Here is a 15,426-nt window from a genome sequence, read left to right as displayed (position 1 = left end):
TCACGGCTCCTTGACGGTCGAACGTTCGTAGAAGGCGGGCAGGTCCTCGCCGATCACGGCGAGCAGGGCGGCCTGCTGGGCGTAGGCGCGGTAGCGGCGGGCGGCGAGGGCGAAGCGGCTGTCGGCGAGCAGGGCCTCCGCGTCGAGGGCGTCCGAGCTCGGGGCCAGGCCCTCCCGGTACTGGTCCTCGAGGATGCGGAAGTTCTCCTCGGAGGCCGCCACGTTGGCCTCGGAGGTGCGGGCCTCCTGGAGGGCCACCTGGTACTCGCGCCAGGCGGCGGCCGCGGCATTGCCGGCCTGGTGACCGGCCTCCCGGAGCTGCCGCCGGCCCAGCTCGGCCTCGCTGGCCGCGGCGCGGACCCGCGAGGCCCGGGCGCCGTCGAAGAGTTTCCAGGAAACCCCCAGGTAGAGCCCGTTCTGGTTGGGGTTGGGGGTCCAGGTGTTCTGCTCGTACGAATGGAAGGCGGAGGCGACGATATTGGGCGTGTAGTCGCCGCGCTTCAGGGCGACCTGGCTGTCCAGGGCCTTCACCTTGGCCTGGAGGGCCTTCACGCCCTCGTTGGCGGCCTCGGCGCGGGCCCGGGCCTCGGTCTCGGTCCAGGGCACCGCCGGCGGCGCGGCGAGGTCGTCGGGGAGTTCCAGCGCGGCGGCGGGATCGAGCCCCATGGCCACGTTGAGGGCCTCGCGGGCGCCGGACTCGGCGCTGTCGAGGGCGCGCTCGGCGTCGCCCACGGTGCGCAGGGCCACCTCCGTGCGCAGGAGGTCGTTGCGGGCCACCACGCCCTGCTGGTACAGGTCCTTCACGATCTTCAGGTGGTCCTCGATGGCCTTCCGCCGCTGGGCGAGCACCCGGCGCTGGGCCTTGAGGTGCAGGAGGCCCACGTAGCGGGAGGCGACCTCCGCCTGGGTCCGGCGGACCTCGCCGTCCTCGCGGGCGCCGATGGCGGCCTCCTTGCTCCGGACCGCGTCCAGGGCGCGGCCGCGCTTGCCGAAGTCGTAGACCAGGTAGTTGACCGAGAGCTTCCAGCGCCAGGAGGAGGTGTCGGCCAGGGGACTCACCAGGGGGCCCACGTGCATGCCCGCGATGGTGAGGGGCTCGCCCATGAGCTTGGGCTGGTGCTGGAGGTTGAGGTGCCCGCCGTCCAGCTCGACCTCGGGGAGGTAGAGGCTCTTGACCTGCGCGGTCTCCTCCAGGGCCTTGGCCCGCTCCACCCGGGCCGTCTCGGCCTTGAGGCTGTTCCGGGCCGCGGTGCGCAGGGCCTCCGGCAGGGTGAGGGGGGCGGCGGGGAGCTGGGCCGCGGCCAGGAGCAGCGCGGCGCCGGTGAGGAGGGCCCTCACGGCCGGGCTCCCACGCCGCAGAGCAGGCTGTCCATGGCTCGGGTTACGCATGTGGTCACCTCTTCCTCGGGATGGTGGTGGCTGAAGTTCATGGAGGCCTCGAGGCCCGCCATGCAGAGCTGGGCCAGGAATCCGGGATCCAGGGGGCGCACGGCGCCGCGGTCGATGGCGGCCTGGAGGATGTTCCTCAGGCGCCGGATCTCGTCCTGGTAGATGCCCTGGAGGCGCTCCCCGAAGCGGGACTGGACCCCCCAGTCGTGGTTCACCCGGTCCCGGATGAACATGGGCAGGAGCATGGGCTGCTCCCGGAACTGGCGCGCGTAGACGTGGGCCAGGGCCCACAGCTGGTCCAGGGGCTCGGTGAGGCCCGCCAGCGCCTCCTCGGCCAGGTGCCGGAACATGTCCGCCCGGCGTTCCATGAGTTGCTCGTACAGGTCCTGCTTGGACGGGAAGTGCTCGTACAGCCCCTGCATGCCGATCTCGGCCTCGGTGGCGACCTCCTGCATGGTCGCTTCGTCGAAGGGTTTGCGTCCGAACACTCGGGCTGCCGCGTCCAGGAGGAGGGTCCTCCGCTGCTGGCGTTCCAGGTCTTTCCGGGAGATGCGCATGACTCACCCACCTTCAGAATTCCAATTCTAGAATTTGAATTCTGATTTGGGAAGGGGGAATTTCAACGCTCCGGTCCCGGGGCGGAGGGGTGGGTCACCCGGCGAGGGCCCGGGCGCCTTCCACGGCCAGGAGGAGGCGCTTGCGCTCGGAACCCCAGTGGTAGTCGCCCACGGCGCCGGTGCTGCGGATGACCCGGTGGCAGGGGATGAGGTAGGCGATGGGATTGGCGGCCAGGGCGCCGCCGGCAGCTCGGGCGGCCCCTGGGTGGCCGGCCAGGTCCGCGAGCACCTGGTACGAGGCCAGCCGCCCTTCGGGGATGCGGAGCAGGGCCTTCCACACCTGGACCTGGAAGGGGGAACCCTTCAGGACCAGGGCGAGGGGGCCGGGGGTTCCGCCGGACATCCGGGCATCCACCTCCCGGGCCAGGGGGGCGGTGGCGGCCGGGTCCTCCCGGAGGACGGCCCCGGGCCAGGCGGCCTGGACCTCCGCGAGGGCGGGTCCCGGGTCCCCGTCCACGAAGGCGAGGCCGCAGAGACCCCGGGGAGTGGCCGTGAAGAGGGCCGGGCCGAAGGGGGTGGGGTGGAGGCCCCAGCGCAGGACCAGGCCAGCGCCGCCCCGCTTGTAGTCGCCGGGGGTCATGGCCTCGAGGCTGAGGAAGAGGTCATGGAGCCGGCCGGTGCCCGAAAGGCCAACGGCCTGGCTGGCCTCCAGGAGGCTCCGGGCCTCCGCCAACTGCGCCTTGGCGCGGGCCAGGGTCAGGCACTGGAGGAAGGCCTTGGGGGTGATGCCGGCCCAGCGGTGGAACATGCGTTGCACATGGAAGGGGCTCAGACCCACGAGGCTGGCCAGACGGGCGAGATCGGGCTGGTCTTCCGCCTGCTCTTCCAGGTGCCGGATGACCCGGGCCACCCGGCTGTAGTCGCTGTCGGACATGGGAGCCTCTCAGTGGCTGTCGATGAAGGCCTGGACCTCCGCGTGCCAGGCGTCGGGGTCGCAGGTGCCCACGGGGGTCGGTTCGCCGAAGAGCAGATCCACCAGGTGGCGGGGCCTCCGGCCGCCCAGGTGCATGGATTTGACGCAGGAGACGCAGTACACCACGACTTCGGGGCAGGGCATGGAGGCGGCACGGCGGGTCATCTGGGCCTTCACCTGGTCCACGGGCAGGGCGCCGTAGGCGCTGTCCCCGCAGCACACGGACCGGGTGCGCGTCTGGTCCGGCTCCACCACCCGGATGTTCATGCGGGAGAGGAGGGTCCGCACGGCGGCGTGGACCCGGTCCTCCGTGCGGGTGGGGCAGGCGTCCTGGATGGCCATGGCGCGGCCCCCATAGTCGGGGAAGGGGAAGTCCAGGGACTCGGCCAGGACCTCCCACAGGGACACGGTGCGGATGCCCGGGTAGTCCTGCCGGTAGCGCCGGTCGCAACCCGGACAGACGTTGATGACCACGGTGCCGGGGGCCAGGTCCGGGGTGTGGTGGCAGCAGGTCAGGTGCTCGGGCATCGGGTCCGGGCGGCCCAGGAAGGCGCCGATGCGGGCTGCCAGGTGGGGCTTGTGAAGGAGGAGAGCGCAGCCGGGCGCGAAGACGTGGGGGGCATCGGATCTCAGCATGGATTCATCTTCGGGCCGGCCCGCTCCCGTGGCGACCCGATTCTTGCGGGGTGTTACCCTCTTCGAGTCCCGCCATGACCCAGCCCGCCCCTTCCCCAGAACTGGCCTTCACCCTCCGCCTCGGGCAGACCCTGCAGGCCTTCGGGGAGAGCGCCCAGACGGTGGAGGAGGCCCTGGGCCGGGTCGCCCGGCACCTGGGCCTGGAGGGGGCGGTGTACGCCACGCCGACCGGCCTCCTGACCACCTTTGGCCGGGACGGGGCCCCGGCGCGCACGGACCTCATCCGCACGGCGGCCTACGGGGCGGATCTGGAGCGGCTGGCCGAGACGGGCGACCTCGTGGACCGCGTCCTGGCGGACCGCATCGGGGCCGAGGCCGCCCTGCGGGAGCTGGAGGCCCTCACCGCGCGGCCCCCCCGCCACGGGCCGGGGCGCATGGCCGGCGCCTACGCGCTGTCGGCCCTGGGCATGGCCGTGGTGTTCGGGGGCGGCTGGCGGGAAGCCCTCCTCAGCGCCGTCATCGGCCTGCTGGTGGGCATCGCCGCCCAGGTGCTGGACCGCCACCGCACCCAGATCAGCCTGCTGCCCCTCGCCGGGGGCCTCATCAGCAGCCTGGGCGGGCTGGCCCTGGGGGCCCTCTTCCCCGCCGTGTCGAATCCGGTGCTCATCCTCAGCGGCTTCATCGTGCTGGTGCCCGGCCTGGGCCTCCTGGTCTCCATGCAGGAACTGGGCACGGGGAACCTGGTCGCGGGCACCTCCCGGCTGATGGGGACGGGCTTCGTCCTCCTCCTGATGGCTTCGGGCGTGGCCCTCGGCCAGCGCATCGGCGGCGGCTGGCTGCGGGGGACGCCGCCGGATCCGGCGCCCCTGCCGGCCTGGGCCGTCCTGCCCGCCATCGCCCTCGCCTCCCTCGGCTTCCTCATGGTCTTCCGGGGCGCCCGCCGCGACTATCCCTGGACCTTCCTGGCGAGCCTCCTGGCCTACGCCGCCGCCAAGGCGGGCGCCGCCCTCCTGGGCCCCGAGGTGGGGGCCGGCGCGGCCGCCCTGGCCCTGGGGGCCGCCTGCAACCACTACGCCAAGCTCACCCGGCGCCCAGGGGCCGTCCTCCTGCTGCCATCCCTCATGCTCATCCTCCCCGGCAGCCTCGGCTTCCGGAGCTTCCTGCTCATGCTGCACAAGCAGACCCTGGAGGGCCTCCAGGCGGGATTCCAGTCGATCTTCGTGGCGGTGGCCCTGATGCTGGGCCTCCTCCTGGCCAACGTCCTCGTCCCGAGGCGCCGATTCTAGGTTCCTGACGAGAGGTCGAGATAGGCCTTCTTGCGCTCCATGTCGGAGTCGGCGTCGGCGAAGGCGGCGGCGATGGCCTGGAATTCGGGCTGGAGGGCGTCGAAGGCGGCTGCCACGTCGGGGTCGAAGTGGCTGCCGGCCCCGGCGAGGATGATCCCGGCGGCTTCGGCGTGGGGGAGGCCCTGCTTGTAGACCCGGCGGCTGATCAGGGCGTCGTACACGTCGGCCAGGGCCATGAGGCGGGCCGAGACGGGGATGTCGTCCCCGCTCAGGCCCTCGGGGTAGCCGGTGCCGTCCCACTTCTCGTGGTGGGCGTAGGCGATCTCCTTGGCCAGGGCCAGGAACTCCACGGGGGTGCCGAGGGCGCGTTCGGCGTGCTCGATGGCCTCCCGCCCCAGGGCGGCGTGGGTCTTCATGATCTCGAACTCCTCGGGGGTGAAGCGTCCGGGCTTGAGGAGGATGCGGTCGGGGATGCCCACCTTGCCGATGTCGTGCAGGGGGGCCGACTTGAAGAGCATGGCGATGCGGCCGGGGTCCAGCTCCCCCGAGAAGCGGGGGTTGCCGGCGAGGTGCTCGGCCAGGGCCTTCACGTAGGCCTGGGTGCGGCGGATGTGGTTCCCGGTGTCCGTGTCCCGGGTCTCGGCCAGGGAGGCCATCGCCAGGATGGTCACGTCCTGGATGGCGGTGATGTCCCGGGTCCGCCGCGCCACCTCGGACTCCAGGAAGACGGCCTTGTCCCGCAGGAAGTCCGCGCTCTCCTTGAGGCGCAGATGGGCCTCCACCCGGGCCAGGACGATGGGGGGGCTGATGGGCTTGGTGATGTAGTCGACCGCGCCCAGGGCGAGGCCCTTCTCCTCGCTCTCCTCCGCGGTCATGGCCGTCAGGAAGATCACCGGGATGTCGCGGGTGCGGGGGTCGGCCTTCAGGCCGCGGCAGACCTCGTAGCCGTCCATGCCGGGCATCATGATGTCCAGCAGGATGAGGTCGGGCGCTGGGTCCGCGGCGGCCACGGCGAGGGCCTTGGGGCCGCTGTTGGCGATCCGCACGCGGTAGCGGTCCTTGAGGAGGCCCCCCATGAGCTTGAGGTTGTCCGGGGTGTCGTCCACCACGAGGAGGGTCTTGCGCAGGTCGTCGGTCATGGCGTTCCTCGGCCGGGATCGGGGCGGGCGCCCGGCTCCCCGTCAGGGAGGAGGGCGAGGGCCTGGTCGAATGCGAAGGCGCGGACGGCGGCCAGGACGGCCTCCGCCCGGTCCCCCAGGGCGGCCTTCAGCGGCTCCGGGTGGGCAGCCGCCAGCTCTTCCGCTTCGGGGTCGTTGTCCGCCAGGAGCTGGCGGAGGCGGGCCACCAGGTCCCCGGGGGCCGGGTCCGCCGGCGCGGGGGCGGGGAGGAGGGGCCGCAGGGCCGCGATGAGCGCCGCCAGCCCGGTTTCCAGGGTGGCCAGCTCGCGGCGCGCGGGGAGGCCGTCCCGCAGGCGGGCCTCCACGGTTTCCGCCGCCGCCTGGAGGCCGGCCGCCCCGATGTTGCCGGCGACCCCCTTGAGGGTGTGGGCCACCCGCTGGGCGGCGGCCGCGTCCCCCCGGGCCAGGGCCTCGCGGATGGCCTGGGCGTCGCCGCCCTGGCCCTCGCAGAAGACCCGGAGCATCTCCAGGTACAGGTCCCGGCGGCCCCGCATGCGCTTGAGGCCCAGGGCCGCGTCCAGGCCCGGGACCGCGGGCAGGTCCCCGGCGGGCGCGGCCGGGGCAGGGGGCGGGGCCTGGCGCCGGACGCGGCGCGCCAGGGCGGCGAAGAGCTCGTCGGGGTCGATGGGCTTGGCCACGTAGTCGTCCATGCCGGCCTCGGCGCAGCGGTCGCGGTCGGCCTGCATGACATTGGCCGTCATGGCGATGATGGGGAGGGCGAAGCCCGCCTCCCGGAGCCTCCGGGTCGCGGCCAGGCCGTCCATCACCGGCATCTGCATGTCCATGAGGACGGCGTCGTAGGCGCCGGCGAGGGCCATCTCCACGGCCGCGGCGCCGTCGGGGGCCACCTCCACCTCGGCGCCCGCCTCCGCGAGCAGCTCCGTGGCCACCTGCTGGTTGAAGGCGTTGTCCTCGGCCAGGAGGACCCGGACGCCCTCCAGGCCGGCCACGGCCGCCGGGGCCGGGCCGCGGGCCTCCGCCTGCTCGTCGGCGCCGCCCGCGTGGAAGGCGCGCATCACCGCGTCGAAGAGCATGGAGGGCGACACGGGCTTGATGAGGATGTCGTCGAACCCGGCGGCCTCGGCCCCGGCCAGGACCTCCTCGCGGCCGTAGGCGGTGACCATCACCAGGTGGGGCCGCGGCGCCAGGGGCAGGGCCTGGATGGCGCGGCCCGCCTCCAGCCCGTCCAGGCCCGGCATCCGCCAGTCCAGGAAGACCGCCTCGAAGGGCTCGGTCCCGGGGGCGCCCTGGACGGCGGCCACCGCCTCGGCCCCGGAGCCCACCGCCTCGGGCCGGAAGCCCATGGCGCCCAGGAGGTCCACCAGGACCTGCCGGGCGCTGTCGTTGTCGTCGGCGACGAGGACCCGGCGGCCCCGCAGGTCGGGGCGGGGGAGGAGGGGGCGGCGCGCCTGGCCCCGGCCCAGCCGGGCCGTGAACCAGAACGTGGACCCCCGCCCGGGCTCGCTCTCCACGCCCACGGTGCCGCCCATGAGCTCCGCGAGGCGCCGGGAGATGGCCAGCCCCAGGCCCGTGCCGCCGTAGCGGCGCGTGGTGGAGGAATCCGCCTGCTGGAAGCTCTGGAAGAGGCGGCCCTGCTGCTCCTCGGTCAGGCCGATCCCCGTGTCCCGCACCTCGAAGCGGAGGACGACCTCGGCCCCCAGGTCCTCCTGGACCCGGACGCGGATGTCGATCTCGCCCGACTCGGTGAACTTGACGGCGTTGTTGGCGTAGTTGACGAGGATCTGGCCCAGGCGGAGGGGATCGCCCACCAGGTCCCCTGGCACGTCCCGCGCCACGTCGAGCACCAGCTCCAGCCCCTTGGCCTGGGTCTTCTGGGAGATGAGGGTGGCCACGTTCTCCAGGACCTTGTCCAGGCGGACCTCGGTGGCCTCCACCGAGAGCTTGCCGGCCTCGATCTTGGAGAAGTCCAGGATGTCGTTGATGATGCCCAGCAGGTGCTGTCCGGACTGCTGGATCTTCCGCAGGTAGTCCTTCTGGCGGGGATCCTGGCCGGTGCGCAGGGCCAGGTGGGCCATGCCGATGATGGCGTTCATGGGCGTCCGGATCTCATGGCTCATGTTGGCCAGGAATTCGGCCTTGGCCTGGGAGGCCGCCTCGGCGAGGCGCTTGGCCTCGAGGATCTCCAGTTCGGCCTTCTTGATCTCCGTGATGTCCTGGGCCACCCCGAAGAACGAGCGCGGGGAGCCGTCGGGGTCGCGCTGCAGGGTGCCCTTGGCCCGGATCCACACGACCTGGCCGTCCGAGGGCCGCAGGAAGGGGTAGGTGACGTCGTAGGCCGGTTCGGCCCCCTCCAGGACCCGGGCGAAATGGGCCGCGGCCGCGTCGGCGGCGGCGGGGTCCACGGCCCGGACCCCGGCGAGCCAGTCGTTGGCCAGGTGGTAACGGCGTCCGGGCCGGGGGGCGAGGCCGTGGATCTGGGTGTTCCGGTCGGAGTTGACGTAGTGGTCCGGGTCGGCGCAGTCCTGCTCCCAGTAGCCCGAGCGGCTGAGATCCAGGGCCGCCTCGGCGAGGAGCTTGGCCTTGCGCACCTCCTCCTGGGCGGTCAGGGCGGCGCGCTCCGCGGCCTTGCGGGCGCCGATGTCCCGGAAGGCCACCACCGAGCCCACGCTGCCGCCGTCCTTCAGCACGGGCGTGGTGGCGTATTCCACGGGAACGGCCGTGCCGTCCTTGCGCCACATCACCTCGTCGCTGACCAGGCGGGGCTGGCCGTCCAGGGCGGTGAGGTACATGGGGCAGGCCTCCACCGGGTAGGGGCTGCCGTCCTCGTGGCTGTGGTGGAGTTCAGCGTGGAGCCTGCGGCCGGTGAGTTCCTCCGGGCCGTAGCCCAGCATGCGGCAGCCGGCGGAGTTGATGAAGGAGATGCGCCCGTCCATGTCCAGGCCCACGATCCCCTCGTCCACCGACGCGAGGATGAGGCGGGACCGCTCCTCGGCCTCGGCGAGGCGGAGGGCCTGGGTCTCCATGCGCTCGTTGGCGGCCTCCAGTTCCTCCTTGCGGGCCTTCAGCTGGGTCTCGGACACGGCCAGGGTCTCGGCCTGGATCCGGGTGGCCTCCAGGAGGCGACGGGTCCGGAGGTTGCCCGCGAGGATCAGGACGTTGGCGGCCAGCACCGGCAGGGCCTCGTCCAGCAGGGCCCGCTGGCGCCGCCCCAGGGGATCCCGCAGGGCCAGCTCCAGCACGCCGGCCACGGTCTCCTGGTCCAGCATCGGCAGGATCACGAGGCAGCGCACCTGGAGCCGGCCGAGGCCGGCCTGGATCTCCAGGTCCTGGTCGGCGCCCGTGTCCAGGAACAGGGGCCGCCCGTCGGCCGCCGCCTGGCCCACGAGCCCCTCCCCCTTGCGGAAGGACCGTCCGTGGGCGGGGTCCGCGAGGGCGTACCCCCCGGCCCGGACGTAGGCGGGCCCGTCGTCCTCGGCCACGTAGAGGGCTCCGTAGAGGATGGGGATGCGGGCCGAGATCCAGGCCATGAGCTCGGCGGTGAAGGCTTCGAAGTCCCGGGCGGCCTGGAGCCGCTCGATGAGCCGTCCGGCCTGGGCCTTCACCCAGGCCTGGATCTCCTGGTCCTGGGCGGTGCGCTGCAGCCCCGCCAGGGCCCGGGCCATCTCCCCGGTCTCGTTGGCCTGGTCGAGCCGGTCGATGGGCTCTTCGTTGCGCCCCTCGGCCATGGCGAGGATGCTGCGGCGGAGGGAGAGCATGACCTCCACCACCTCCTGCCGGGCCACGAGGAAGGTGGCGAGGCTCGACCCCAGCAGGCCGAGGGCGATGACGATCCAGGTGACGAGGACCGTCCGGTCCGTCCTGCGCGCGTAGTCCCGGCGCAGCCCGCTGGCCTCCAGCTTCAGCTCGTCCACCTGGGCCGTGGTGAGGGCCCGCGCGGTCTCCAGGCGGTTGGCGTGGCGGGGGGCCTGGAGGTCCCGCAGGGCCCCCCGGTCACCCTGGGCCGCCCGGGCGAGAAGGGGGCGGATCCCGGTCATGATCTCGTCGGCCTGGTCGTGGGCCTTGGCGATGCGCGCCGCCCGGTCCGGCACGGCGGCCATGGCTTCGTTCATGAAGCCATGGAACTCCCGGTAGGCGTCCTCCATGTCCGCCTCGGCCTGGCGCAGGCCGGCCTCGTCGCCGCCGGAGGCCCCCCGGTACAGGCTCATGCCGAAGCGGTACAGGCGCTGGTTGGCCCGGGCCAGGGCGATCTGGGCCTGCCCCTGGTGGGCGGCCAGCTCGGTGTACCGGCGCTCCACCCGCCGCATCTGCACGGAGGCGTGCAGGGTGGCCAGGACCACGAGCACCACCATGGGAAGGAGGGCCATGGCGACCTTGGTCCGGATGCTCAGGTTGGTGTACGGGCGCCACACGTGCGGTCCCTCCTCCGGTTCAGCCTTGGTGGGGCGGGGCCGCGCAGCGGACCCGCAGGGCGTCGATGCCCCCCTGGAGCAGGGCGAGCCGGGCATCCCGGTCCTGGGCCGCCCCGGCCAGACGGGCAAGGGCGTCCAGGCGCGTGTCCAGGTCCCGGGTCTGGGTCCGGGCCGCCTCCAGGAGCCGCGCCGTCTCCAGGTGCCCCGCGAGGATCTCCAGGTTCAGGGCGAGCATGGGCAGGAGTTCCGCGAGCAGGTCCCGCCGTTCCGGGGGGAAGGCCCCCAGAAAGGCCAGGGTGAGCACGCCGAGGGTGCGGTCCTTGCTGCGGATGGGCTCGAACCTGAGGCGGCGCGGCGCGAGGGTCCCCCAGCCGGCCGCGAGGCGCAGGGGGATGCCCCCGGGGTCGTCCAGTTCCACCGGGGCGCCCGCGAGGGCGCACTGGCCCACTAGGCCCTGGCCCAGGGCCACCGGGCCGAGCTCCCATTCCACGCCGGCCCCGCCGTAGGTGGCGACCGGGGTCAGGACCTCCGGCCCGTCCAGGACGTGGAAGACCCCGTACTGGGCCCCCAGGAGGGGCGCCGCCTGGCCCAGGAAGGCCTCGGCCAGGTCCGTGCGGGTGCGCGCGGCCTGGAGGCTGGCCGACACCTGGGCCACCTGGGCCTTCAGGCGCGCCTGGGCCTCGAGGCGCGCGGCGTGCTCCCGCAGTTCGGCCTGGATGCGCTCCCGTTCCCGGACCACCCCCTTGAGGTGGCGGTTCCAGGCCAGGATGCCCGCGAGGAGGGCGACGACCGCGGCGGCGTAGGGCGCGAGGGCCCGCCAATCCAGGCCGGCGCGGTCGAGCACGGGCACCCAGCGCCGCTTGATGGCGTTCCGCTCCGAGGCGGGCATGCCGGCCAGGGCCTTGTCCAGGGCGGAGCGGAGCAGGGGCATGTCCCGGCGCACCCCGAAGGCGAGGTCGTGGCCGTACGGGGTCCGGGCGGCGATCCGGAGGTTGGTGAGGCCCAGGGTGTCGATGCCGTGGCTGACCGTGCCCAGGTTGTCGATGAAGGCGTCCAGTTGCCCGGTGCTGAGCCGGAGAAGCCCTTCCTTCACGTTGGGCGCCTCCTCCAGGGGCAGGCGCGGCCTGTCGCGGCGGAGGACCTCCTCCACCACGAGCCCCTTGACGACGCCCACGCGGAGCCCGTCCAGGTCATCCAGGCCGGCCACCTCCCGGAAGTCGGCCCGGGTCACGATCACGGAAGGGAAGGTGACGTAGGGCGCCGTGAAGAGGATGGACCGGCCGCGCTCGGGGGTGGGCGTGATCTTGGGGATCACATCGATCTCGCCCGCCTCGGCCCTGGCGACGGCCTCGCCCGCGGGCAGCCCCGGGACGATCTCCAGGTCGAGGCCCAGGGTCCTCGCCGCGGACCGCATGTAGTCGGCGCAGAGGCCCGCGTAGCGTCCCCGCTCGTCCACGTATTCGAAGGGCGGCCGGGCCGCGTCCACGGCGATGCGGATCTTCCGGCCGGCCACGAAGGTCCATTCCTCCGGGGTCAGGCCGAGGGCGGACCGCTCCTGGACCTGGGCCCGCCCCGGCGGGCCCGCGAGGGCGAGGAGGGCCAGCGCGGCCGCGGCGAGACCCCGGAACGGCGTCCCGCGTGGGCGTGGGGCTGGAGGACTGGGCATGGGGATCCCGGGGGGGATGGGCTGGAGCGACCGATGCAGTGTAGGCCCTTCCGCCGGCGCGCGCCATTCCGCCCCCCGGGATCGAGGAGTCCGACCACGAAATGGACTTGGATTCCTCTATTTGCCGAAGCGCGCCTTGAACGAGGCGTCCCGGGCCAGGTCCGGGAGGAGCGGGCTGAGGGGCCTGAGGCCCGCGTTGTCCACCGCCGTGGCCGTGGCCGCGAACACCTTCACCCGCGCGTCCTTCGGCAGGGCGAGGGCGGGGGCCCCCGCGGGCACCTCGACGCTCACGGCGTAGAGGACGCCATACTCGTAGATGGCGTCCTGCCCCTTGGCGTGGTGGTGCGAGGCCCACCAGGCGGGGCGGCCTTCCCGCAGGAAGGCCGGGTCGATGCGCTCGAGGTCGTTGTCGACGCTGTAGGTCAGGTCGGGGACCTCCCCCTTGAAGACGCGGTTGTCCCAGGAGCCCAGGTAGCCGCGCCAGTCGGGCACGGTCACCGTGGCCGCGGCGCCGCCGGCGGTGAAGGCGGCCTTCACGTCGCCGCCGGTGGCGGCCACGAGGAGGTGGACCCGGGTCGTGCCCGCGGGGAGGGGCAGGACCTGGCCGTCGCAGGCCAGGGCGTTCTTGGCGCCCTTGCCCAGGGGGCCCATGCGGAAGGTCACGCCGCCGGCGGTCACCGTGTCCCCGATCATCTCGGCGGGCAGGCTCGTGAAGGGGCCGTCCAGCGCCCCGGAAGCGCGGTCGTCGTTGGTGGTGAAGGCCTGGAGGCCGTAGGGCAGGGCCAGGGGCGTGCCGGCGGGGGCCGGCACCTGGGCCGGGGCCTTCAGGCGGAGGCCCACGGTCCGCACCTGGTAGGGGGTGAAGTCCAGGGCCAGGGCGCCCTTGGCGGGGGCCAGGGCCCGGAGGGGCCGTTCGAGGCCGTCCAGTTCGTCCGCGCCCTGGATGGCGCCGGCGCCCTGGAGGACCAGGTGCTTGGCAGGGCGGCCTTCCAGTTCCTGGAGGCGGACCACGAAGCCCTCCCCGTCCTCGGCGCGCTTGATGGCCTGGATGGCCACCTGGGGCGAGGAGGTGGCGAGGAGGCTGAGCCGCTTGCCCAGGGGGCCCGGATGGGCGGGAGCCTGGAAGGCCACCAGGGGCTGGTCCTGGCGGAGGGCCTGCCAGGGCGCCTGCCCCTTGCGCCAGTCCCCGGCGTGGCCGGCCAGGCCGTAGGTGAAGGCGTGGTGGCCCCAGTCCTGCCAGCGCTGCTCGCGGTAGTCGCGGTTCACGCCGGGGGTGTAGAGGAGGGTGAGGCGGAGGGTCGCGTCGTCGGGCTTGTCGGTGCCGTACTTGGCGCCGGTGAGCACGGTGACGCCGAAGGCGCCGGTGGGGTCGGTGAGGTCCATCCAGCCGTGGGTGGGGACCTCGTACTTCTTCGGGTCGTTGTTTCCGCGCTCGACGGTGCCCAGGTCCCAGCTGTACGTGGCCCGGGGGGCGGCGGAGGCCAGGGGGAAGGCGGCCTTGAGGCTCGCCTGGGAGGACTTCCAGTCGACGGCGCAGGCCACCTCCAGGCGGGAGCCGGCGCCCCCGGCGGCGAGGCGGTAGACCTGGACGAAGCGGGAACCCTCGGTCTCGCGGGCCACTTCCACGGCCACCCGCACGGGGCCGGCCTCCAGGACGCGGACGGTGGCGGCGCCGCCCACGTAGGCGCGGGGCGGATTCCTGCGATCCTTCCAGTCCATGTTCCAGGCCGGCCAGCGGTTGGGCTTCTCCTCCTGGAGCGCGAGGCGGGCGGGGGCGGCCAGGAGCTCCCGGCCCACCTCCTTGTCGTAGAGGCTGGCCAGGTCGCCGGCGGCGTCCAGGGTGGCCCGGTAGCGGCCGTTCTCGAGGGCGCCCGCGCCGGCCTTCAGGAGGCCCTGGGCGGGGGCCTTGCCGGGGCGCAGGCCGTAGACGGCGAAGCCCACGGCGGGCACCTTGGCGGCGAAGATGACCCGGGGGCGTCCGTCCACGCCGACGGTGCGCTGGGCGGGGGTGGCCTTCCCGGCGCCGTCCACGGCCTCCAGGGCGCCGTCGCCCTCGAGGCCGGCGGGGAGCAGGGCCTCCACCACGTCCTCGCGGTCGATGCCGAGGGGGTTGAAGACGACGAGGGGGATCCCGCCGGTGCGGGTGTCCAGGCCCCGGGCCACGGCGGCGGCGCCGTCGTGGAGGGCGCCCTCGAAGGCGCGGGCCGCGAGGATGCCGTCGTTCCAGGCGTATTCGTAGGACTTGGGCAGGCAGGTCCCGGGCAGGATGTCGTGGAACTGGTTGCGGAGCATCAGGCCCCAGGCCTTGTCCAGGGTCGCCTTGGGCCAGGCGCAGCCGCCCAGGAGGTCCGCGGCGGCGCTGGCCTTCTCCGCGGCGTCGGCGAGGAGCTCGTCCCCGCGGTTCAGGCGCTTCAGGAAGGCCTGGGAGGTGATGGATCCGGCGGAGTGCTCCGTGAGCAGCAGGTCCCCCCGGTACTCGGGCAGGGCCTTGCGCTGGTCGGGGGTGATGCTGGTGAAGAGCTGGTCGGCGCGGCCCATGACGATGCGCACGGGGCCGGGGCTGGCCATGGAGGCCCACACGGTGGCCATGCTCTCGGGCATGGGGGAGCCGCCCTCGTCGCCGGTGCCGTTGTAGAGCATGTCGGCCTTGATGCCCAGCTTGGCGCCGTTGGCGTCGAGGCGGGCCACCCAGGCCGGCCCTCCCAGGGGCTCGGTGAGCCTGGCGTCGTAGGCGCCGGGGTTGAGGGCGGCCACGATCCCGTTGCCGTCGGGGCCGGTCCAGCGGCCCACGTTGAAGGGCACGCCCACGGCGGAGCCCCACGTGAGCTTCTGGGTGGAGAAGCCCTTCAGGCCGGCGTGGGCCAGGATGGAGGGGAGGGAGGCCGGGAACCCGAAGCAGTCCGGCAGCATGAAATCGTAGCTCTCGGTGCCGAAGGCCCGCTTGAAGAACCGGTGGCCCACGAGGAGCTGGCGGAACAGGGACTCGGACGACGGCACGTTCACGTCGCACTCCTCCCAGGCGTTGCTGCTGGGCCACCACTGGCCCTTGGCCACGTAGCCCTTGAGGCGGGCGTACTCCTCCGGATAGTACTCCTCGAACATCTGGTAGCGTCCGGCGCCAGTCCAGTTGAAGAGGTACTCGGGCTTCTGCTCCATGATGGCGAAGTTGTCGTAGAGGGTGTCCCTCAGCATGCGCCGGACCACGAGCGGGTAGGCCCACCGCCACTGGGTGTCCAGGTGGGAATAGTTGACGAGGAAGAGGGTCCGCTCCTTGGCGAGGTCGGGAGCCTCGGGGGGGGCGGCCGCGAGCAGGGTGCCCAGGGCGGTGAGGGCGGCGGCGCGGAAGGCGGAACGCATGGGGGCTCCTTGGG

General features: G+C 73.4%; 9 protein-coding genes. 1 reads left to right on the top strand and 8 read right to left on the bottom strand.

Annotation, left to right across the window (positions count from 1 at the left end; genetic code table 11):
• The 4 genes from R2J75_RS15840 to R2J75_RS15825 all read right to left on the bottom strand — a co-directional run bounded on the left by R2J75_RS15840 (position 1) and on the right by R2J75_RS15825 (position 3,555).
• Positions 1 to 1,338: a TolC family protein gene (locus R2J75_RS15840; protein WP_316410570.1), complete on the bottom strand. Its 1,338-nt coding sequence runs from the start codon at positions 1,336 to 1,338 to the stop codon at positions 1 to 3.
• A complete protein-coding gene (locus R2J75_RS15835) occupies positions 1,335 to 1,946 on the bottom strand; it encodes a TetR/AcrR family transcriptional regulator (protein ID WP_243346427.1) in 612 nt (203 codons plus the stop codon). The genes R2J75_RS15840 and R2J75_RS15835 overlap by 4 nt, the downstream gene beginning before the upstream one ends.
• A 94-nt stretch (positions 1,947 to 2,040) precedes the next feature.
• On the bottom strand, positions 2,041 to 2,880 hold the full coding sequence (locus R2J75_RS15830; protein WP_243329525.1) for a methylated-DNA--[protein]-cysteine S-methyltransferase: 840 nt from the start codon (positions 2,878 to 2,880) through the stop codon (positions 2,041 to 2,043).
• 9 nt (positions 2,881 to 2,889) lie between these two features.
• Complete coding sequence (locus R2J75_RS15825) at positions 2,890 to 3,555, bottom strand: (Fe-S)-binding protein (RefSeq protein WP_316410568.1); 666 nt, start codon at positions 3,553 to 3,555, stop codon at positions 2,890 to 2,892.
• Between the two features lie 74 nt (positions 3,556 to 3,629).
• Between R2J75_RS15825 and R2J75_RS15820 the strand changes: the two genes are divergently transcribed.
• Complete coding sequence (locus R2J75_RS15820; protein ID WP_243346431.1) at positions 3,630 to 4,841, top strand: threonine/serine exporter family protein; 1,212 nt, start codon at positions 3,630 to 3,632, stop codon at positions 4,839 to 4,841.
• On the opposite strand, the gene R2J75_RS15815 is transcribed toward R2J75_RS15820, so the two are convergent.
• The 4 genes from R2J75_RS15815 to R2J75_RS15800 all read right to left on the bottom strand — a co-directional run bounded on the left by R2J75_RS15815 (position 4,838) and on the right by R2J75_RS15800 (position 15,412).
• The gene (locus R2J75_RS15815) at positions 4,838 to 5,980 is read right to left on the bottom strand and encodes an HD-GYP domain-containing protein (protein WP_243329511.1); all 1,143 of its coding nucleotides are present in this window, start codon (positions 5,978 to 5,980) and stop codon (positions 4,838 to 4,840) included. The two genes, R2J75_RS15820 and R2J75_RS15815, sit on opposite strands and share 4 nt — an antisense overlap.
• The gene (locus R2J75_RS15810; protein WP_316410566.1) at positions 5,977 to 10,389 is read right to left on the bottom strand and encodes a response regulator; all 4,413 of its coding nucleotides are present in this window, start codon (positions 10,387 to 10,389) and stop codon (positions 5,977 to 5,979) included. The genes R2J75_RS15815 and R2J75_RS15810 overlap by 4 nt, the downstream gene beginning before the upstream one ends.
• Positions 10,390 to 10,408: 19 nt before the next feature.
• Entirely contained in the window at positions 10,409 to 12,055 is a 1,647-nt protein-coding gene (locus R2J75_RS15805) for a transporter substrate-binding domain-containing protein (protein ID WP_316410565.1), read from the bottom strand.
• 117 nt (positions 12,056 to 12,172) lie between these two features.
• A complete protein-coding gene (locus tag R2J75_RS15800; RefSeq protein ID WP_316410564.1) occupies positions 12,173 to 15,412 on the bottom strand; it encodes an alpha-mannosidase in 3,240 nt (1,079 codons plus the stop codon).
• Positions 15,413 to 15,426 lie beyond the last annotated feature (14 nt).

This window comes from Mesoterricola sediminis (genome assembly GCF_030295425.1).
Classification (GTDB): domain Bacteria; phylum Acidobacteriota; class Holophagae; order Holophagales; family Holophagaceae; genus Mesoterricola; species Mesoterricola sediminis.
The sequence above is the reverse complement of the archived record's forward strand: the minus strand, read 5'-3'. Positions and strand labels throughout refer to the sequence as shown.